This window comes from Verrucomicrobiota bacterium, from assembly GCA_039192515.1.
Lineage (GTDB): Bacteria > Verrucomicrobiota > Verrucomicrobiia > Methylacidiphilales > JBCCWR01 > JBCCWR01.
The window spans coordinates 1-22,180 of sequence record JBCCXA010000038.1 but is presented as its reverse complement, the minus strand read 5'-3'; the positions used below and the strand labels follow the sequence as shown (position 1 = coordinate 22,180).

The following is a 22,180-nucleotide window of genomic DNA, read 5'->3' as shown; positions in this document are numbered from 1 at the left end:
GTTCCTTAAGCCACCTTTAATACCTCTTCGACAGCATTTTTTAGCCTATCGTCCTTCAACGGCTTGTTAACAAATGCTTTGACACTTAAGTCCATGCATTTTTTCTTTGTAGAATCTTGGATATCCGCTGTGATGATAATTACAGGAACACTAATATCACGCGCTTTCATCGTTTCCATAAGATCGACTCCACTCATAACAGGCATATTCAGATCGCAGAGTATTAGATCAAATTGTTCGTCTTCAACTAAAGTTAAAGCTTCAGAGCCATTGCCAGCTTCTTTGATATCGTAGCCATCTTCACCTATAGAGGCCTTAATCCAATTTCTCTGTGTTCTAGAGTCATCAACAATTAATATTTTATTCATGTATTTTTTCCATATCGACTAGCAATTTACTCTCCTTAGGTTGTGATAATTAGAGACGAGAAGATTTATAACATTAAACTTTTAACTTTTGGTTGTCTCGCCACCTTCTTCTACAACACTTTTTATAGGGCAATGCTAAATGCTCTAGAGAAGTAAAATTAAATCACATGGTACATAGGCTTCAAGGTATGTGTAAAATCTTATTCCCCAAGAAACATACACCTCCCTAGAAATATCGCTTCTTCAGACCTATGTTCCTACCCCAGAGTCGCGCTCGGATCACTTCCTTGTCTCGCCTTCACTTCACTAAAATAGACAGTATCCATTTGCTAATAACTATTGATTTTCAGCTACCTGCCAGGCCAACGTCCAGGTTCCTAATGCAATAGGAGTTGAAGTAATTTAATTTTAAATTCAAACGGTTCATCAAATATAGTGACCTCATTATCCTAAACGCCCACGTAAATTTGATATAAAATCTTTACGTATTTACTAATTTATTTGTTTCGACTGAATTAGTTATTCATAATACATTAATGCTGGTTATTTTTCAGGCTCCCGGAAAAATAGAGGAATAAATGAATATTAAGCAAGATTATCTACGTCATTACTCCAGAACCATATTTATTGATTATTTTTTGAAGAATACTACTATATTTATTAGACATTTATGGATTTTTAATCCAAGACATTATAATTTATCAGGCCAATACTACACATGGGCATACTCAAGAAATAGAATAGAGCAATTAGCAATAGCCCTTGAGATTCCGCCAGAAGTGTCATCTGCCATAGCCATTGGATATTATCACCCATTTGAGCTAACCTTAAACTACTAGGAAAGACTAACACACTATGAAGCATTCAAACGCACAAAAGAAACATCTGGCAAAGTTGGGTCTAGGCATTACGGTCCTGGGTACAGCCGCATTTTTGACTCGTTGTTTCGTTCAAAATTCGTTACGAAGGAAAGAAGAGTCTCTAGCCAGACTAGGCGCAGGAGAATCAACGTTCGAGCGCAATATTTAAATCAATTTGCAGTGATACGAATTCTGGCATACCTCAAGTGGTTGCCATCTCATTGTTTAGCTGTAATTTAGTATATATGGTTCCATTAATACCTGTTGTAGGCTTCCTTGGAGCTGGGAAAACTACTTTTTTAAAAGATATTATTCCTCTTCTGATCAAAAAAGAGGTAAGGCCTCATGTCGTTATTAATGACTTTCAAAATGCTCGAGTTGATGCGATCTATTTCAAAGATATTGCAGAAACCATTACGCCCATAAACGGAAGCTGTGTTTGTTGTGGTTCTTTTGAAGAGTTGATTCGAATATTACACGAATTAAAAGTAGCAGTTGGAGATGTTGTGCTGCTTGAATCAAATGGTGTTACAGATAGTATCACACTAATCGAAAACCTATCCCTCAGGAAAGAGTGCCAGCGCTATACCAAACCACTTCAAATTTCAATTGTAGACACCAAATCTTGGCAGAAACGTCATGGGCATGATCAGTTAGAAAGTGAGCAAATCTCCACTGCGAGTTTTATTCATTTGAGCAAAACAACCCATACCAGCAAGAAACGGATGGATACGGTTAGGAAAGACATTCGCGTTTATGCACCTCATGCAGAAATCATGAAATTAGAATCTATAGCCAATGAGCTTGTTAAAGTAGTCGCCAACGTTAATAACAAAACTAATTTACAATACACAGTACCTAACAAGCCCAAAAAGCATGCTCACAACCATACTAAATACCATTTTAACTCCTGGGAGTCTCCATTACCTGCATCGGTCATCCAAAAAAACTTTTACAGAAAATTAAAACAATTGCCAGAACAGGTAATCAGAGCAAAAGGAATCGTGCGCATCAAAGATCTTTCAAATCAAAAATTTATTTTTCAAAAAGTTGAGGAAGACATCCTCGTCAAACCTGTCTCAGAATCCCATGAAATTGAGCCTCTCATCATCTGTATAGGAAGTAACCTGCCAACAGACAAACTCCAGTCTTTGTTTAGATAAAACCCGATTATGTAATAAAAGTTGAACAAGATAACTAAAAACTTGAGCTACAAAAAAAAGAGCGCCGACGAAGATGTATTCAATTACACTATCTGAGCATTCGTTTTAGATGCTAGAGAAGGCTAAACTATCCATCTCACGCAGTCCCATCCTAATAGAGTAAGGACAAGGATCTTAATAGGTGATACCTCCAGAAGAATCTATACTTCTCAGGGTCAAGATCTCACACAGATCTTTGAGTCTCTGTGGCATCCATTTCACATCCTTTTTATACTTCGCTAAATAGGTGAAGATCTCTTGTTCGAGTTTTCAGAGGATATTTTCTTGGCTTTATAATTAATATCACTTATTTGATTACAGCAAAAATAGACGCTACTCCATCGAATGAAGACCAATTGTGTTACCCTCTGTGTCTTCAATCATTGAAATAAAACCATATTGTCCAATAGAAAACTTGGGAGCTTGGACTTTACCTCCAGCTTTCTCAGCCAGACTCGCATTATAGGCGCAATCTTTACAACTAAAATAGATCAGAGTGCCGCCCGTTTTAGGCTCTACACCGTCCATTTTGCAAATAGCACCGGGTGCACCAGGCAAGAACTTTTCTTGGCTTGTCGGAAATGCCAACATCTTCACGGGAGGTACCCCTTCCGCCTTAGGCGCAGGTAACTCCGTTAATGTAATTTCAAAAGTTGCCTCATAAAAAGTTTTTGCTCGATCTAAGTCCGAAACATAAATCTCAAACCATCCTACTGCATTTCTTTCTGTAACCATACCTTAAACTACTAAAAATCTGGAGACTGCACCAGCTTTGAATTGCCTACATCATACCATTGAAGATCATCCGTCTTTATGATGGAGCACTTTTCAACCTCGAGTGCTTTGGAGATTCACTGTGATCCTATCACAGCCCAGAAGAAGAGGTAGGCTATCCTCTTATCTCCAAGAGGCGGTTTCCAGAAAAAACTACTTACAGGTCTGCCTCTTCCGATAGGTCAATATTCAAATCGTCGCTAGTCCAAAGCACGCGATCTGCTCCAAGAGAAGATACTTCCATTAAACTAGAAGTGAGTGGATGGAATCTAAACGGACTTCCCCAGCGATCCAAGAGCTCCCCTTCCGGTGATAAGTCCACGTGATTCACATCCAAAAAAATGACGTTCTTGGGGTTTTTTCCCAGTAATCCTGCGGTTATTTCGCGGTTTTCAGAGCCAAATGGATTTGTTTCAAATAGTTTGCGGTAGTCAGCTATGATCTCAGAAACAATGGTAATGTCAGCTCTTGGGAGCTTTTCTGTTTGATACAGCATCCGGCTTTTGTCTATAGAAGGATGGTAATCCACCGTCCCATCAGTATAACGAGTGATCCGTTTATCGAGGTTATCTGAGGCCGGAACCCTTGAACCCAGACTACTCGTAAGAGAAGATGTGTTATAATTATCCGATTTACCGGGCTCAACCGGTTGAACTGAATGCGCCTTTGAATACTCTTTAGATGATGAGGTGGTTTGCTTCGTTGAGAAACTCTTACCGATAAGGAAACCAATGGCAATAACCAGCGATAATACAACAGCTATCGTAACGAATCGTTTTAGATTCTTCTTAAGGGCATGCATAATAGATATCAAGTAGTCGTATCTAAAAAGTCCAGGTTCGTTTCAGAGGTAAACGGATTCGCAAAGCGGCTCAAGTTCGGGAAGATGATATCCATTTCCGTAGATCCTGGAGGCACCCCGAACCAACGAGCGAGAATGGCTGCGTATTGATCTACCGCAGTGGTTGGTATCCAGCGGCCCCTATTATCCCCAGGAATTGCAACAAGTCCACCCACAGCAAGCTCGGGGAATTCACCATATATTTTTCCTCCCTTGACAGCTCCTCCATAAACAAAAGCATGACTACCCCAAGCATGGTCTGTACCAGCGGATTCTCCTACTCCACCATTTGCCGTCCAAGTCCGGTTAAAATCAGACGCTTGGAAAGAAGTAACACTGTCATAACTAAAATCACGATCTACACGGTCGAGCTCAACCATTGATTGATTAAAAGCTCCTATACAATTGTCAAGGTTCCTCAAAACCCCCTGGAGATCGGCTTTCATATCTTGGTGGGTATCATATCCCCCAGCTTGAACAAAGAAAATTTGGCGAGTGTTACCCAGAGCACGACGTCCTGCAATCAAGCGCGCTATGGTTTTAAACTCTTCGGCTAGTCCAGAAGTTGCACGAAATGATTTAAATATACCGTCTAGATCGAAACCATTCGGCTGGGAATTATTTGCCTCGATAATGTATCCTTCTGTCTCTCTAGCCCTCCTAACCACAGTCGCATAAGAATCTTCAATAATATTGGAGTGACTATAAGCCATGATCCTCTCAAATGCCTTTAACCTCTGCCCCTCTCTGGTATCTAGATAATTCCCATTTCCATTAAGCGCCTTTCCATAACTATCACCACTTTTTTGATATCCGAAAAGAGAAGTCGCTCCCCTGGTGGAGACCGCATACTGCGAAACGGCTGGGCTTCCGGTTAAAAATTTGTTGGTGCCTGAAGCTGTAATCAACATAGAGCTCGGACTATTCGGATTCCATGTATCATTAAACAAATCAGCCACTCTGGCACCCCAGCCTGATCTAAAAGGTTGATCTGCAATGGATGACATCCATTCCGTCTGTTGATCCGAATGCGAGAAAAGTTGTCGTGGCAAAGAAACACCACCATAGTTCGACGGATTTGTGGGTTCTCCTAAGGTCCCCACATTTGCCAAGAAGGCTGCATTTTTGCTGTTAAACATATTTGCCAAGTTTTGAAGCGAAGGATGTAAACCAAAAGGTTGGTTAAGAGCAGGGCGCGGATTGAGCAAAATAGTTTCATTAGCCCCCTTTGCATTGTAATTGTTATGCACCACCCCATTTGGAATACTTACATATCCTCTCTGATCGAGATAGCGGTAGGCCTGCTCATTACCATTAACTGGTATTAAAACATTATTCATGTCACAGCCTCCAGACAGAAAAACACAAACAAGAGCTTTATAGTCACTCCCAATATCAAGAGTCGATGCTGTTGCTGAATTAATAAGCTGTAGTTGGGCGATGACGTTTACGAGGGAACCTATACCCATAGCACCGCAACTGCCGTATCGAATAAATTCCCTACGCGAAATTTTGTGAGTTTGTTCTTCTTTCATGATATTTCAATACTTCTATATACGTGGCTCTATTTCCGAACCTGAAATTCCGGGCTAGATACTAGAAGATAAAGCGCGGTCTGAACGCATCTTAATCTCTCTTTTCCATCATCGTCACCATCCCAAGGATCTTGAAGGTCAAAACTCATGGCGGTGAGAATTAGCTCTCGGGGATTTTGCCTAATGCCATCTCTTCCGTCGTCTGAAGGGTTGATCGGATACCGCCTCTTGAGATTGCCATATGTCAATCGGCGATCCAGTTCATCTAATACCTCTAAGTTGGCGATGGCTATTGCCGACTTGATGTCTGGGGCATCCTTTTTCTTTGGTCTACTCGAAGGGTAGATCTCATCAGTCAAGTCACCCACATTAAAACGAAGCCTATTATGATCAGCTGTGACATTCTGGTTTTCAGGACCACTATAATTAAAAGCCGCATTCTGCAATCGAGCTCCTTGTCCGAGTTTTTCTTGGGAAATCTCTTGGTCAATACCAAGGGCAGCGCTGAAGTAGTTGATGTGTTTGACAGCGGTTTGTTCAGTGGTGATTTGCATTTCTGGGGCAACCAATCCAGCTTCGCTTACAGGTCCACCGGGAGCAAAATCAGGGGCATACCAGTTGAAAACAGAATCCTGGTAAAATGGCATCATCTGCAAGGAGCGAACCTCTCCTTCATAGGTTCTAGGCATCGCTATCCTTTGATTCAACCGCATAGAATTAGCTTGCCGAGAAGCATACCCAAAACTCGTAAGATATAAATCAGGATTGGAAAAATCACCAGCTACCTCTTTGAAAGGATTTTTTCTACCGTTGCCAGCTACAGGCAAATAAGTTCGAGCGCCCAGGTTCCTTATTAATTGTATGAAATTTTCAATTGATGACTTTTTCATCCCTGCTGTTGTGTCGTTTATGTCTAAAACGCGCGCTTCTGGATCGAGTAAGATTGCTTTTATCGTTTCGCCGAGATGCCCCTCAGTATCCTTGAATGTGGTTGCTACACGGTGTAAATACTGGCGGCTGGGATTTGATTTAACAAATCGCTGAATCAGTCTCAAGGAAATGAATGCCGGGGTCGAACCATGCGAGTTGATCATATTAAAGTCCTCCTTACCATCGCCAGGTTTTCCAGCGAGCCAATCCATCGCATCTTCAATGTCGGCAATCCCTTGTTCTGTTGCACTCGAAAGATTTGTATTATCAATTGTTGTGCCCGCAAAAGTCTTAACTGTCCGATCATGATAATCGCCAAACATTTTCATAGGGTAGATAAACTTTTGCGAAAAAATCTTTTCTAATCCTGTATTAAAACGAAATTTCGTGTTTTTGGGAATCGATTCGTAACGAATACCTCCCCATTCTCCATTTTCGCGATCATCAGGGACTGAGAAAGAAAGACCGGTGAGTATCTTGGCAAATTGCCGTATATCTTCATTTGAATAAGTATTCTTTGGTGCACCATCTAGACCGAGACGTAAGGTACCATCAGGCCAGATATCGAATAGACCAATCGAAAAGAGTTGCATGTTTTCACGAGCCAGGTTCTCGTCAGGTGAAGAGTCATCTACCCCATCACCATCTAAATCGATTCCTTTCTCATTTTGTAGCGAGGAAAGCCATACCCCCATTACGGGACTCCAGTTTACAAATCCTAAAACATCTCTGTAATGAGAAAAGGCATAATGGTTGAGCATATCCTGATAGTTCGTGGATGAGTAGCAGTTGCCGCGAATCTTCGGCAGGGTCACCGAAGTCACGACAATCTGCTGAAGGGCAAATCCCATTTTCTGACGTAATTGATCTTCAGCATTTACCATCATCTGCCAAAAACTGTTGCGGCGGTTCCCAAAATCAGGAATGCCCCAAAGACCATTCCTGCGTGCAAGGGCTTGATGCTCCCTTGTTACGGGATAGCTACCGCTCAAATGCCACTTAGCTGGGTCTGCGTTCGGTCCCGTAGGCCGCAAAGGAGCTGGCCATTTTGCAGGGATGGCTGGTGTGCTATCCCCTTGCTTGGATGGATTTTGCCTCGGATCAAACCACCCCTGTAACTTGAGTTGTTGAAAGTCTAGTGCTAAATGAAAGTCGACCAAATAGCTTTGTTGTAGCTGCATCTGTTCATCCATCCAGTTCTCAAAGGCTTCGTGTCTATGGTAGTTGGGATTATTCACGCGCTCGGTGTTGATTGTTCCCAGCAGTTTGGATACCTTATCCTCGGTGGCTCCGAATGTTGCCTGATCAAGGAAACGTCGAACATCCGCCTCCAGATCACCCCCCGCTAGCAAAGGATATTCCGCAGAGCCAGGAGATGCGGCTGGATCCGGTGCTGGTGGTTCTTCTCTAGATCCACCACTCAAACCCAGAAATGCCCAAATTTCACCCGCCTGATTATTTGCCGTATGCACATTGAAGTAGAGCTGAGTTTCACCATTTTGCCCAAAGAGAGAGTCGATGATGACCTGTCTGGAAACGGTACTTTGAGCATTCGTCGAAGCAGCTCCTGGAGATGAGATGAGATCCCACTCGTAATTGTCTAGTGTCCCAATAAGGGGAGCACTCATCGGATCTCCTGGAATTTGGGTAATTGGGTAGACAATATCTCCAACTCTGCCTGATCGAGATCGTCCAGAACTAGACTTGTGAACGTGAGCGGTAGTTTGCATCGAACTAAGTCCAGCAAACTCAGTTGACAACAATACTTTCGTTCGCGTTCCATTCAAAACTGCAATAACTGAACCTGAGGCCGACGTGGAAGTTGTGGCAGCTCCGTCACGACTATACGCACCAGTGAAAATAGCATAGTTATTTGGGCTGTCAGGAAGATCAAATATCTGGATTGAAGCCCCATTTGTATTTGAAATTGTGTAACTGTCATCTTCAGCGATTGCTATGTTCAAGGTCTCTGGATACTCGTTGATACCATCTTTAGTCGCTATTACAGTCAGAGTTTTTGACATTTCACCAAAAGCAAAATAGAGAGTATTTGTTATGATATTTCCTTCTTCGTCAAAGATAGTATAGTCTTCAGGCTCAGCTTCTTCATCACCCGCTGTACCAATTAGCGTACAGCACTGACCATCACAGACTCTTGTAGTGCTACCCGTGTATTCTAGAGGTGCCACACATAGTTGTGCGGTCACCGCCGTAAGTGCTCCTGTTCGGGAAACCTCAATGGTCGCGTAGTCTGGAGTCAAGCTCGGTGCGTTGTCTTCGAAAACAGCAACATCAGTAGCAAACAATTTGAACTCTATATCTCCTTTTGAATTTCTCAGGAGACTTTTAGCTGCCACCGAATCAGTCCTTTGACCGTCGGAGTTCGCATCAAAGAAAAGAAATGGTGAATGGGGGGCCAAAATCAATTCATCTGAATCTGACAAGCCATCTTGGTCCTGATCCAAATCACTCACCTCTAACTTGAAGTACTGAGAGTCCCCAGTAGATCTGAAGTCGGATATGTTTGTATTGATGTAACCGTTGCCATCAATTGATCCACTTGTTAGATGCCACTCATCAAAGGTAATTTGCGACTTGGAACTAGTCTTGAAAGCCCGCAATTGGCTAATTTCCTTCACAACATTGTTGCCCCCATCTCTAAAAGATAAGTCCTGTCCAAGACCAACAAGCTTGCCCTGCATATCTGTTACATAAATATCAAAACGATCCGGCATAACAGTCCTTTCCGTAATTCCAGTAATGTAAGTAAATGGGGTTCTCAGAGAAGCCAGAAGCTCAACTTGGTAAGTCTGACCTGGAGTGACGGGGACCTGAAAATCATTTGCCGATAATCCTCCGGCACCAATAACGGGTATCCCACCATTTTTATCACTAAAAGTAACTCGAGGTCCCTCTTGACTATTATCCGAGCCTAGGAGGATGAGTGACATCCCATCATTTTTGGGACTAGCATTGACAAGGAAACGCAAGTAAATGTGCCTATTGAGTTGCTCAGGCAACGCGAAATATGAGTTGCTCTGCGTTTTAGCTATTGTCTCAGCCCTACCCGACATCCCATTCGGCGGAGAACTGTCTATGGTCGTATCAGACCAAAGTGGGACTCGGTCTTTTTTAAGATCATAGTTTCTCTCGAAAATGACGTTAGCAGCCAGTGAAGGAGTCATAAATGCTTGGTCGGATATGTTGGGGCTACCTACGATTTCAACTCCCGTTAAGTCTGGGCCTGACCAACCTATCTGGCAATGGCTCAATGGTGAGGATCCAATACCCCAAGCTTCCACGTAATAAGGAACACCACGCTTGAGCGTAACTGTTGCAGATCTTTGGCTATCGAAAGTATCCCAGGCATTCGGGCTGATAGCCTGCTCTGGTAAAACCTGAGCAACTAGTGACTTATTGGAAGGATCAGCGTCACTAGAAAAATATAGTCGCGCACTGCTTCCGCTTGAAATAAAAAAAGTATAATCTCCTTGAGCTGGTGGAACCACTATTGTATACATTCTGAATCCAAAACCAGTGCCCAAGACTGAAGGAGCTTCCATGCTTGGAAGCACAATAGTTCCATCTGGAAAATCTGGAAACCCGTCTAAAGTTTCAAGTTCTCCCAGATCGTTGTTGCTGACATTTACATCTGCCCAAAATTCCTGTATGACATTACCAGACCTGGTCGATGTCGCATTTTGGAGAAGAGATAATTCGTAGCTAGTTCCGTCACCTTGAACCATTGGCCCAAGATTCCTAAAGTCACTCAGTTGGTCGGAATCCAGTACCTGGTAGAATTTACCTGGTTTGGTTGGGAAAGACAGGCTGATGCTATCTTCCTCTAGATTGATTTCATTTACTCTAATTTTGGGGTAATCCTTGCTGTTAAAAGGGTCTGTGCCAGCTATAGACTCATCAAAATTAGTAAATGAATCACCGTCTTCATCATTGCCAGAAATCAGGCCGAAGGCAGAGTATTGCTGCTGCCAAATATCTGACATACCATCTTTATCAAAATCTGATGCCCCGAGTGGGCTAATAGACAACGCAAGAGGTATTAGGTAGTATAGTTTTTTTCTCATCTTCTACTATCTGATCTTCAGTGCTATAGGATTTCCATAATGACTTCATAAGACTTTTTGAGCCTTCGAACCTTTGAGAAGCTTCGGTTAAGAAGCTTGTTTCTGTAGCATGATGATCAGTAGTATCTTCGACTGTAATTAGGCTTACAGATGAAAAAAAACGCATGAAATCGTCTTTTGAACCATTTCCTGATTTAGCTAGTGAGCCGTCATTGCTCATACTAAATCTAGATCTCTGTGTAGTGTAGTGGAGTAGATCCATGATTTGCTTCCCCTGTTAGTTTTATAAACCAGATAAAACTCGATTATAATATATACACCTTTACAAGATTATCAATAATATTTAAGAATTTTTTATTTATTCAAGAATAATATTCTCCTCGAAATCTTAGGATTGAACACAGACTGTCATTTGCTAGTAGCACCATCTCAAAGCAATAGATCGAAAACAAACTACATGATTGCACAAACTCAAGAGAAGTTTTTATGCAATGATGTAGTCGTATCTGACAAATTAACAGACATTCGAGTATTTTAGTGACCATATTGTAATATCAATTGTTTTTAACTTCGTTGACTATTCAGGATTAAATAGACCTGTGCTAAAGCTGCAAAGAGCAGTGGCAGAGGTTTAGACCTTTATGAATTGAGAGTCTAGACTTACACAATAATCTAAGCTTCTAGACCCAAAGAACCTTATGCAGACCTCCCTTAGAGGGGTATATAATAGAAATTTAACCTAGCCCGGCTACCTTCGAGGTAGTCTAAAATCTTCTCCTTAATGACCAATTTCACAACTCTCCGGAATTTTAAAAAAAAGATGCGAGTAAAATTTCTTAATATAAAAAATTAAAGGTTCGCATCTCGATTTTTATATCTTCACTTGAGCAAATAATAATTTATTACAATCCTATTTATCGATACATAGAACACTATATAAAAAATAGACTAATAAGCTTATATTAAATAACAAAAAAAAGTGAATACAGAAACTCCAAGTATTTTCTAATTATTCCTCAAGATTTGGCAAGGAAATCCTAAGTTGGTAATTTGGGTATGGCACATCATCAAGCAGGTGTATATCCATAATACGACAACTGCTTTTGAATACTATCGTGATTGATATAAACCGTTTGTGTTGGACTATCACATATACTGTTGTCAAATCCCTCATGGATACGCTTCAGGAGACTGAAACCTGTTAGCGCACACTTAGATCGCTCATATTTGGCAAAAGTATGACTCGCATTGGCAGGCGGTAAGTGAAAACATTCGCTATTCAGCCATCGATTACCTTTAGCAACTGGATTATTAACTTTGGCTCGTATGCGGAACCTGATAGCTCTTTTTCCAAATGCGCTTAAAGCCAATAAAGTCTGCAAGTCAATGTTTTGATCATCGATAACTGGAATATTGAGATTCTCATGGTTTGCGCCGCTGGTTTGTATAGGAGCAAGCACTCTATGCTGCTTCAAGCAGCTACCATATGATTTAGATACCTCAGAGCCTCCGCTGTAGGAAGCTGAGCTTTGGATATCAACGGAATTGAAATCGAAGCTATTGATGCCGCTATTCATCTTTAATTGATCCACCCCTGTATCTAAGCCTGTTCATTCAAACGAGCAGACCTAATTCGCTGTTGTAACTATATTAATTACAATAATAAGAATCAATTATAATTAATATAAATCCTCTAAAAAATTTAGATAAATATTCTAACTTAGCTGATGTAATCAAAATTGTACGGCGTCTTCATGATCGATGCCTTTAGCAGTAATCCAGCCGGTTTTCTAAGTGTCTAGAATGAACAAATTGGCTGAGAAAATCTATCTAGCGGTGTCTCAGAATGATGTCTTCCCTTTGAACATCAACGATTTATGTTTTTGCTCCTATGTACCGATTTTTCAAACCTCTTTTCTTTCTCATTTGCTCGAGCCCTGATTCTTTGAAGGACCTTTATACTCTGTACCTCCAAACGGAGAACAAAATTTTCAGATCTCATCTCACAAAAGAATTTATACCACTCCTGAAGTAAGAGCACAATTAATCCAGCATGGCCGACTTATCAGGTCTCATTTGAAATCTATTATCTGTACTCTCACTTATCGAACTTTTTATAGATAGACTCAACAAAAGCCAATTCAAGGCCGCCAACCTGGCAGACCTCCATTGTCTTATATCATCCGCAGTATTATCCTTCGCATCGCTAATGAAACAGCATGGGGATATACCCAAATTTTAGCTAAATTGCGTAAGCTCGGTATTCGCAGGGTTTCTAGGCAGCGTCTTCAAACACTATTTATCAGAAAAGGCCGCCAGATTTGGAAGAAGCTGCCTAAGCTAAGACATTTTGTTTTCAGACGTCAGAAAATAACCCCCCGTAAGAAAACAACTTAGCTTAAGACATGGTTTTGAGACAAGACGGATTTAGATCAAGGACCGATCCATATAATTCTAAACGCACTCACCAAGGTAAAATGTGTTGCGGCAGAACTCCTCTACAAAATCTCATTGAAAGCAAACTTTGTGGATCAAAAAAGTTGATAACCTTAATCATAAGAATTTGAGTAACTAACAATTTAAATTTGCTCAGACAATAACTTCTGTCAGATCTTGTCGTGGCTAGTGCATGTTATGGCCCCTCCATAATTTCATATTGAGAATGAAAAGACGATAATTGCTCTTTTAATTTTTGGTCATTGGGAAAAATTGTCAGCCCCCTCTCAAGGGTTTCCAAAGCCCCAGCAGGATCATTATTCTTTAAATATATATCTGATAGCCTCAAATAACTTTCTTTAAAGCCTTTTTCAGGCTGCTGACTTTCTTGAATAATAAGCAACTTTTCGAACTCACCAATAGCCTCTCCTATTTTGTTCATATTTTCTGGATACCAGCTCAACCCAACGGCTAATGAATTTTGTGCCTTCCAATTGTTTGGATCTATTTTTAGAATTTCTTTCCACTGCTCTTCTGCCCGAGCAGCCAAAATATTCATTTCAGGCCCAAAAGATCCAGAGTGAAGCTTAGCCATATATACCTTGGCCAGGTTTGATCTTGCTTGTAAATCATTCGGATTAGAATTCACATCATTCTTAAGATTATTTAGAATTTCATCTAGCGTATCCGATTTTCGTATTTCCTTCCAAAAGGCCAATTGTTCGTCTTCATTGGCATCTCCCGAAAAAACTTTCTTCATCAAATTAGCAAATGAATTCAATTCATTTTCATCTCCTGCCACCTTCTCTTCGAAAGTCTCATCCCGGTCGACCACTTTCTCAAATCTTTGAACATTTGCTTGTGATTTTTTAGCAGGATGCTGCATACCAACATCACGCAGGTGTCCTTCAAGATTAAATGAGGCTTCTTGTTCTGGTTCAGTCATTTTTAAGTGGCTCATGATGCCAATAGCAATAATTGCACCCGCACCTAAACAACCTAGATTAACGATTATTGCTTTCACTTTATCTGATAAAATGTGCGTGAATTATTGTTTCTAATTTTTTAAAGGAATACAAATATCAACAACCCATTTGTTTTCAGGATGATTAGAAGGGTTGTTGTGATACAACTCATAACATGGCTTTTGGTCACATTCATAGCCACTATCGACAAGCCATGTAAATGCGTCTCCCCAGGCCTGTTGAAAACTGTTGTCCTGAAGCTCAAAATGACAGACACCATGTAGCCCACCATTAATTACTTGTATAGCGATTTGTCTCTCAGTAAGAGTACCTGGCGGCACGCTAATGCATGCATCTAGTCTGCATTTCTCTTCAGGAGTAACATGAGGATTGTCTAAGTACACACCCATCAATTTGCCCGAATTCAATAAATCTTTCGGTCGTGCCCACCTCATTAATTCATTGCATGCTTGCTCATATGTTTCCCTGCTATAATAAGATCCAATCTTGCGAACGTAAGCAACATGATGCTCTGCCATTTCTCTAACTTCAGCGTTCATTAATATTTTCCTTTCAGCATACATTGATTTCATCAATGTATGCTCTGAATGATAACTTGTCACGAGCGATAAAGCGTTTTGATTTTTGCTATGAATGTTTCCACCCTTGCTTTTTCTGTATTCTGTAGGAGACATGCCGAAATGTTGGTGGAATGCTTTGGCAAAGTTTTGAGAACTGGAAAAACCACAATCCATAGCTATTATAGTAATTGTAGCATGCCGATTAGAACGGAGATGCGTTGCTGCTAATTCGAGTCGGAGTCTTCGGGTAAACTCTGCGACGGTTTCTCCAACTACTGCCTTAAAAATTCTATGAAAGTGGAACATGGAAAAAGAAGCAGCTTGGGCAATCTCTTTTAAGGAGAGTTGCCTATCTAGATTTTCACTAATGTAGTTCATCGCTTGAGAGACACGTTTTCTATAGTCCATAGCAGTGGAATGAGTCACATTGTCTTTTCGAGCTTTAGGCATAGTTCTTTTGATAAAATTATATAGGAGCTCTCTTGTATTCCAACTTATTATCCTGATCTTTATTCACCAAAAAAGATCAGATTTTCAGAACCCATCTCATGGTCAAATTTTTCCATTTTTCTTTGCATAAAATCAATGCCAGATACGTATTACTTTCTAAACACACAACTAGGGAGAATCTATGTAAGCAAATCAACTATCTTCAATACACTATTTAAATGCTGGCACTTGAACCAGATCTCTCTCTGTAAGGCATTGAGAACGGGAGAGTTGTATCTTGAGGCGGCGGGCGGAATCGAACCGCCGAATAGAGCTTTTGCAGAGCCCTGCCTTACCACTTGGCTACGCCGCCGCAATATGCAGAATTAAATATCAAAGCAGATGTTCATCATTTTGCAAGAATATCAATCTTTTGAACGGTGAGGTAACGAGATGATGAGGTATCATTCGGATTAAGCTAATCCCAAGAAGGTTCCGTTCGAATATTCCAAGCGTGGCAGCAATCTTGCGGAAATTCTGTAAGAAAACGTGAAGGTTTTTGCCAAGTGTCTTGATACCTGCTAAAGCCAGCCATTCTCGGGTGGATGAGATATAACTCATCCTTGGCTCGAGTGGCAGCTACATAAAAAAGGCGCCTCTCCTCTTCTTCTCCCTCTAGACTTTCCAATGAGCGATTAGATGGAAACATCCCCTCACAAAGCATGACGATAAAAACGATATTCCACTCTAAGCCCTTGGCTTGATGAATGGTTGTTAACCGCACTGAGTCCTCCTCTTGGCTACGTGAAGGATCATCCATATCTATGTTAGTGAGAAGCGAAAGTTGACTTAGAAACTCAAAGCAGTCCTCAAAACTTTCAGCAAATCCACGCAATTGCTGGATATCTTCTAGGCGCGATTCGTAATTGGTATACTTAGATTTTAGGTAATCATCATAGCAGGCATCGACAACGATTTGCACAAGATCAGCTGGCCCGTTTTGCTCTTGCAGAGCTTTCTTAAGTTGACCATGTGTTTCATTCCACTGTTTCCAAATTGCCTGCGCTTTTACTGGTGCCTTAATGTCACTCCAAGCCTTACCGCTTTGTATGGCCAGCCATAGTTTATGGGATGAGCTCGGCCCAACACCAGGCATCATCCTAGCAATTCTTTTAAAGGAAACTTCATCATGACCATTCACAGCAAAACGCAGATAGGCAGACACATCTTTAATATGTGCTTGCTCAAAGAAGCGAAGACCTGAAGTGATTTGAAAGGGGATATTTCGTTTGGTGAGTTCCATTTGCACTTCCATGGAGTGAAAATGAGAACGGTAAAGCACCACCATCTCTTTCAGGTCTACCCCTTCTTCATGCAACTCTAAAATGCGCTGTGCGACAAAGGCCGCCTGTTGCCGGCCGTCCTCTAAGCTTATCAAAGCCGGCTTGACTCCTCCCTGACGCGATGCTTGAAGAATCTTGGGAAATTGCTTGGCATTATGATCAATCGAAGCATTCGCTAGGTTTAAAATCTCTGGCGTGCTGCGGTAATTGGTTTCGATTTTAATGACCTTTGCACCGGGATATCGCTCAGGAAATTCCATGATATTCGCAAAGTTCGCGCCACGCCAAGAATAGATACTCTGTGCATCATCGCCCACCACCATAACTTGTTGATGTTCGGCAGCTAATAGGTCAACAATTTCCGCCTGGGTGCGATTGGTGTCTTGATACTCATCCACCAAGATGTGCTGAAATTGGTTTTGATATTTCTCGCGCAAGTCGTTGTGCTTTTTAAGCAACTCCAAGGTCAAGACTAACAAGTCATCATAATCAACAACATTAGCAGCTTTCTTCCGTTTCTGATAGACTTCTTCAAGGGTAAGAATCTCTGTTTGCAAATCCGTGAAGTAAGGATACTTGTCTTCTAAAATCTTGGGGATAGAGCTGACCGTATTGCAAGCGTGGCTAAAGATTTCTAAAAGAACATCTCCTTTGGGAAAACGTTTGTCTTTGGCATCAATCCCCGCCTGCTCAAAACATGCAGTTACTAGGTCCGTAGCGTCCTCTCTGTCCATAATGTTAAAGCCCGGTTGTAAACCTGCAAGCTCCGCATGCCTTCTAAGTAATCGATGCCCTACATGGTGAAAGGTGCCACCCCACAGACTGGAAATATCATGAGGCAATAAATCCTCTACTCGACGGAGCATCTCCTTACTCGCTTTATTGGTAAATGTCAGTAGAAGAATACGATGAGGATCCACCCCTTTTTCAACCAAATAAGCAACGCGGTAAGTCAGGGTTCTAGTCTTCCCACTACCAGCGCCAGCAATGACCAGAATAGGACCCGGTGGTGCGCTAACTGCCGTATACTGAGCTTCGTTAAGCTCCGTCGCATAGTCAATGCTCAGGGGCTGAGCGTTCGCCCCTTGCTTCAGCGTGTAATCAACCGACATTCTTCCAGCCTAATACGGTTTTCGTAGAGAGCCTTTCCAATGATTACACCGTAGAGGTCTTCCATTTCATTTAGGCGCTCTATGTCTGACCTATCACTTACGCCACCAGAGGCAACAAGATTGATCTCTAAAGCATCATTCATCTCCTGGAGTGCATCAAAATTAGGTCCTGTGAGCATTCCATCAGTGGCTATGTCTGTATAAATAATGGTCTGAACCCCTAAGTCCTGCATCTTAAGTGCTAGATCTTTGGCATTCCATTGAGAGAGTTCAACCCAACCTTTGGTAGCAACTTTTCCATCTCTAGCATCTATTCCCACTGCCACTCGCTCGCCACCAAATACTTTGACAGCTTGCTCTACAAAGGCTGGATCTTGGCAAGCCTTACTTCCGATAATGCCCCTAGAAACACCCGTATTTAAGATAGTCTCTATCGCCTTGAGATCTCGCAAACCTCCGCCTAACTCAACGGGAATAGTCAACGCCTGACAGATATTACGCACTGCCTCTAAATTTTTGGAAGTGCCTTCAAAGGCTCCATCTAGATCTACCACATGCAAGTAATCTCCTCCCTTTGCCTGCCATTCCTGAGCAAAGGCTACAGGATCATCACTATACACTGTCTTCTCCTCTGCTTTTCCCTGGCGCAAGCGAACAACCTGTCCTGACATTAAATCTATGGCTGGTAATAAAATCATTTGCCCTCCTACACACCCCTCAAGAAGTATCCAAGCGGTTTAATTAAAGTGTCTCTTTCGTTTAATTTCTTCAACCGTGTTGTTCATGCCAACAATCTCTTCATCGAAAATGACAGGGGGTAGTAAAAGCATTCCATTGCGAAGTGGGACATCAATCCGAGGGGAGTAAACAATGCGATTATTAAAAAGAACAACCATAATGCGGCCTAAGTTCTGGCTTGTGATGGCCTCTAAAATATTCTTGCCCGTGGAATTGAAGCGGACCAAAACCTGTCCCCCTTGCACTCTTCCCATGCTCTCAACATGATTTTCTGTTAAATCCGCAAATCTCTTCACCAAGATTTGCTTTGCAGGCTTACTTAATTGAACAGGAAAAACTTGATTCGTGTTATTAGTTGCAACTTCTTCCATGTGGATACGAATGACCGATTTGGGCTTACTTCCTCCAGCATAAGAGAATGGAGCTATGGCCCCTAATAAAAGGATCAAACAAAGAATACTCCATCTGCTTTTGGTCATTACCATGTCAAGACTAAGGAGCTTAAACCATGAGGCCAGCAAATTATAATAAGGGTGATGGCGTAATGAAGAACACTTTCTAACGGAAGTCCATCACCTAATTACTTAAAACCGCTTCGACACAACGCGAACAGATTTCCGGATGTTCAGGATTGCCAGAAAGTTTCCTATAGTATTTCCAACAACGCACGCATTTCTCTCCCTCTGCTTTACCCACTTCTATCTCCCCCTCTTGTTTCAATGTGATCTGGGAAACAATACATAGTTCTTCTAGCAAAGGAACGTCGACTTCTGTCAACTGCTCTGAAACAACCGTCGCTCTTGCTTCCAAACTTTTTCCAATGATTTTCTCTTGGCGGAGGGGCTCCAGCTTTTCATTCACGGATGTGCGAATTTCCAGTAGATGCTTCCATCGATCAGTAAAGCCATCCGTAACTTTGATTTCTCTGGCTTGTGGAAAAACTTCTAAATGAATTGAAGGGCGCACAAGTTTCAATTCATTAGGGTCTGGCTTCTCTCCGGCATTCGCAAACTGCCACGCCTCTTCAGCGGTGAAAGGCATAATCGGAGCCAAGAGCTTACACATAGACTCTAGCAATTCATGCATGACTGTTTGAGACGAGCGACGGTTTCTACTATCTGCCGGGTCACAATACATACGATCTTTTAAAACGTCCACATATAGAGCAGATAGATCCACCGCACAAAAGCGATTGATCACATGATAGACTTGATGAAATTCATAGGCTTCGTAAGCCTTGTTGACTTGGTCAACAACTTTCTGGAACTGGAAGAGAATATAGCGGTCAATCTCAGTTAGCTCTTCTTCAGGTAAACTATCTTTTTCAGGATCAAAATCACTGAGGTTTGCCAAAAGAATTCGCAAGCAATTTCGCATGGAACGATAAGTATCTGCAACGCGCTTAAAGATCTCATCTGAGAAAGGCACATCATCACGATAGTCCTGGCTACAGACCCAAAGCCTCAAAATATCCGATCCAAAACGATCGACAAAAGCCATCAGTGCCAAAGGCTTCCCACTTGACTTTGAAAGCTTCTTGCGAGTATCTACATCGATAACAAAGCCATTGGTCAAGACCTCCTTATAGGGAGGTTCTTGCCCCAAAGCCACTGAGGTAAGTAAGGAGGACTGAAACCATCCTCGGTGCTGATCACTACCTTCTAAATAGAGATCGGCAGGAAAAGTCAAGCGACGTTTTATAACGGCCTCGTGACTGGACCCCGAATCAATCCATACATCTAAAGTATCTAAGCCTTTCCGCCAACCTGCACCTGTTAACCCTACCCTATTTGCCATCTCTTGATCAGGGGTCTCATACCAAACATTAGTTCCCTTCTGCTCTACAAGATCAGCCACTTTATAGACAGTATCTGCTATTAAGTGAGGTTCCCCTTGCTCATTGTAAAAAGCAGGAATAGGAACACCCCAAGTTCTTTGGCGGGAGATACACCAGTCTGGCCGACTTTCGACAGCTCCTTTGATACGATTCTTCCCCCAATCAGGAATCCATTTTACTTTTTCAATTCCATCTAAAGCCTTCTGACGAAAATCATCCACTTTAATAAACCACTGAATCACGGAACGAAAAACGATAGGTGTCTTAGACCGCCAACAATGAGGATAGCTATGGTTGTATTGCTCACTTGCCCACAACTTACCCTTACTTTCTAATAGCTCGATGATTGGCTTGTTGGCTTTAAAAACATAGGTCCCTGTTAGATCCGGTAAACCCGCTTCCTCAGTCAGGCAACCCCGATCATCTACTGGGGAGAAAACATCTAGGCCAACACTTTTACCCAAAATATAGTCATCTTGTCCGTGTCCAGGAGCAATGTGCACTACACCTGATCCTGATTCTGAAGTGACAAAGTCGGCAAGATGTGCTTCTCCTTCTCGCTCCAAAAATGGGTGGAAATAATTGAGTCCTTTAATCTCTTGTCCCTTAAATTCCTTGAAAACCTTGAACTCTGTCTCCTCCCTCTTAGAAGCAATAGACTCCATAAGAGCTTTAGCGAAAATAATTTTACGTCCCTCATAAGCCACTAAGACATAGTCCATCTGAGGATGAACCGCTACGCCAAGGTTCGCGGGCAAAGTCCAAGGCGTGGTAGTCCAGATCATAATGTGCGCATTGTCCTTGGAGGATAGGCCAAGTTTTTCCGCCACTTCACCTTGCTTAATAGGAAACTCTACAAAGATGGAAAAATCGGTTCGGTCCTGATACTCCACCTCAGCTTCCGCTAGGGCAGTGCGGCATTCGGTACTCCAGGAGACTGGACGCAGTGCCTGATAAACGAGTCCTTTTTCCACCATTCCCGCAAATACTCTTAAGATATCTGCTTCGTAGCCAGGATTCATGGTAATGTATGGTTTATCCCATTCCCCCAAAACACCCATCCGTTTGAACTGAGCTCTCTGGATATCAATAAATTTCTCAGCCATAGCCTGAGACTGCTTACGAATCTCTAATGGATTTAATTCCACCACTTTTTCTTTTTTCTTCTTAGCAGCTGCAGCTAACTCCTTCATGACCTTGTGCTCGATTGGAAGGCCATGACAATCCCACCCGGGAATAAAAGGGACCCGTTTGCCCTGCATATTGCGGGATTTAAGAACAAAATCCTTTAGCGCCATGTTTAAAGCATGACCCATATGAGCATCCCCATTGGCGAAAGGTGGACCATCATGAAGAATAAAGGGAGCTGCGATCTCTCTGGCTTTCAATATTTGATGATAGAGATCCTCATCTTCCCAAGACCTAAGAAGCAGAGGCTCACGTTTAGGGAGGCTCGCTCTCATAGGAAAATCCGTTTGCGGAAGCTGAAGCGTATCTTTGTAATTCATGACCGTGGACATAGAGAAACCTAAAGTTCTAGCGTCCTGTATTCACCCGTCAATCCTCATCCAACGCATCGAGTCACCAATAAATCTGAGGTTTACTTCTCCTGCCAATTTTGTGAAGAAGCCCAAGCCCAAACATTTCCATCTGTAAAGAGAGCTTTTTCTACCTCACCTTTCTGAGACCAAAAGGCACCTGGACCCGCTATGTTATCCAACAAGGTGACCCGCCCATTTGCAGCACCCTTCTTATAGGCAGCCAATGAATACGTTTCTTCTTGGTCATTGTCGCTAACAAAAATCTTTTTCTCAGCTCGATCAGACCTTAAAACGGACATCACTTCATTGGCTTCAATGATGCCCTCATTGTGCACTTCACGAGCAATCAATACCACATCGCTAGTCCGTCCCTTGATCACGCCTTGATTGATCACCGAGGCTTGAGAGTCTCCCATGAAGGTGAGATCTGCTCCGGACATAAATTGTTCATTGGACACATCCAATGTGCTCGCCACAAATCCTCCGGTATCGATGGTGGCGTTGGAGCCCACTAAGATCCCGTTGGGATTGATTAAGTAAACTTGGCCATTAGAATTGAGTGTGCCAAGGAGTTCTGATGGCGCTCCCGTGACCACTCGGTTT

The 22,180-nt window shown here is 42.1% G+C and carries 17 protein-coding genes and 1 tRNA gene; 3 read left to right on the top strand and 15 right to left on the bottom strand.

Annotated elements, in window-relative coordinates; all coding sequences use genetic code 11:
• Nucleotides 1–5: 5 nt before the first annotated feature.
• Nucleotides 6–368 (bottom strand): response regulator, encoded by a 363-nt coding sequence (locus AAGA18_13555; protein ID MEM9446364.1) that lies wholly within the window; start codon nucleotides 366–368, stop codon nucleotides 6–8.
• A 578-nt stretch (nucleotides 369–946) separates the two neighbouring features.
• On the opposite strand from AAGA18_13555, the gene AAGA18_13550 reads away from it, so the two are divergent.
• The 3 genes from AAGA18_13550 (at nucleotide 947) to AAGA18_13540 (ending at nucleotide 2,391) form a co-directional block, all read left to right on the top strand.
• Nucleotides 947–1,207, top strand: a complete 261-nt coding sequence (locus AAGA18_13550; protein MEM9446363.1) for a hypothetical protein — start codon at nucleotides 947–949, stop codon at nucleotides 1,205–1,207.
• Nucleotides 1,208–1,223: 16 nt separating this feature from the next.
• A complete protein-coding gene (locus tag AAGA18_13545) occupies nucleotides 1,224–1,397 on the top strand; it encodes a hypothetical protein (protein MEM9446362.1) in 174 nt (57 codons plus the stop codon).
• Nucleotides 1,398–1,473: 76 nt separating this feature from the next.
• Nucleotides 1,474–2,391 (top strand): GTP-binding protein, encoded by a 918-nt coding sequence (locus AAGA18_13540; protein MEM9446361.1) that lies wholly within the window; start codon nucleotides 1,474–1,476, stop codon nucleotides 2,389–2,391.
• 372 nt (nucleotides 2,392–2,763) lie between these two features.
• Here AAGA18_13540 and AAGA18_13535 read toward each other — a convergent pair whose 3' ends face one another.
• The 14 genes from AAGA18_13535 to AAGA18_13470 all read right to left on the bottom strand — a co-directional run.
• A complete protein-coding gene (locus AAGA18_13535; GenBank protein ID MEM9446360.1) occupies nucleotides 2,764–3,165 on the bottom strand; it encodes a VOC family protein in 402 nt (133 codons plus the stop codon).
• 196 nt (nucleotides 3,166–3,361) lie between these two features.
• On the bottom strand, nucleotides 3,362–4,006 hold the full coding sequence (locus tag AAGA18_13530) for a hypothetical protein (protein MEM9446359.1): 645 nt from the start codon (nucleotides 4,004–4,006) through the stop codon (nucleotides 3,362–3,364).
• Between the two features lie 8 nt (nucleotides 4,007–4,014).
• Complete coding sequence (locus tag AAGA18_13525) at nucleotides 4,015–5,580, bottom strand: DUF1501 domain-containing protein (protein ID MEM9446358.1); 1,566 nt, start codon at nucleotides 5,578–5,580, stop codon at nucleotides 4,015–4,017.
• Between the two features lie 29 nt (nucleotides 5,581–5,609).
• Entirely contained in the window at nucleotides 5,610–10,595 is a 4,986-nt protein-coding gene (locus AAGA18_13520) for a DUF1800 family protein (protein ID MEM9446357.1), read from the bottom strand.
• Nucleotides 10,549–10,815 (bottom strand): hypothetical protein, encoded by a 267-nt coding sequence (locus AAGA18_13515; GenBank protein ID MEM9446356.1) that lies wholly within the window; start codon nucleotides 10,813–10,815, stop codon nucleotides 10,549–10,551. The genes AAGA18_13520 and AAGA18_13515 overlap by 47 nt, the downstream gene beginning before the upstream one ends.
• Before the next feature lie 847 nt (nucleotides 10,816–11,662).
• Nucleotides 11,663–12,187 (bottom strand): hypothetical protein, encoded by a 525-nt coding sequence (locus AAGA18_13510; protein ID MEM9446355.1) that lies wholly within the window; start codon nucleotides 12,185–12,187, stop codon nucleotides 11,663–11,665.
• 1,040 nt (nucleotides 12,188–13,227) lie between these two features.
• Nucleotides 13,228–14,055 (bottom strand): hypothetical protein, encoded by an 828-nt coding sequence (locus AAGA18_13505; protein MEM9446354.1) that lies wholly within the window; start codon nucleotides 14,053–14,055, stop codon nucleotides 13,228–13,230.
• 33 nt (nucleotides 14,056–14,088) lie between these two features.
• Nucleotides 14,089–15,027 carry a GyrI-like domain-containing protein gene (locus AAGA18_13500; protein ID MEM9446353.1) on the bottom strand — a complete coding sequence of 313 codons (939 nt, stop codon included), beginning with the start codon at nucleotides 15,025–15,027 and terminating at the stop codon, nucleotides 14,089–14,091.
• Between the two features lie 280 nt (nucleotides 15,028–15,307).
• Nucleotides 15,308–15,379, bottom strand: a tRNA-Cys gene (locus tag AAGA18_13495).
• 105 nt (nucleotides 15,380–15,484) lie between these two features.
• Nucleotides 15,485–17,461 (bottom strand): UvrD-helicase domain-containing protein, encoded by a 1,977-nt coding sequence (locus tag AAGA18_13490; protein MEM9446352.1) that lies wholly within the window; start codon nucleotides 17,459–17,461, stop codon nucleotides 15,485–15,487.
• Nucleotides 17,440–18,159: a 1-(5-phosphoribosyl)-5-[(5-phosphoribosylamino)methylideneamino]imidazole-4-carboxamide isomerase gene (hisA, locus tag AAGA18_13485; protein MEM9446351.1), complete on the bottom strand. Its 720-nt coding sequence runs from the start codon at nucleotides 18,157–18,159 to the stop codon at nucleotides 17,440–17,442. Before hisA ends, AAGA18_13490 begins: the two co-directional genes overlap by 22 nt.
• A 39-nt stretch (nucleotides 18,160–18,198) precedes the next feature.
• A complete protein-coding gene (locus tag AAGA18_13480) occupies nucleotides 18,199–18,678 on the bottom strand; it encodes a hypothetical protein (protein MEM9446350.1) in 480 nt (159 codons plus the stop codon).
• A 97-nt stretch (nucleotides 18,679–18,775) separates the two neighbouring features.
• Entirely contained in the window at nucleotides 18,776–21,556 is a 2,781-nt protein-coding gene (gene ileS / locus AAGA18_13475) for an isoleucine--tRNA ligase (GenBank protein MEM9446349.1), read from the bottom strand.
• Between the two features lie 80 nt (nucleotides 21,557–21,636).
• Nucleotides 21,637–22,180, bottom strand: a 544-nt coding sequence (locus AAGA18_13470; protein MEM9446348.1) for a filamentous hemagglutinin N-terminal domain-containing protein, incomplete at its 5' end; no start/stop codon positions are given.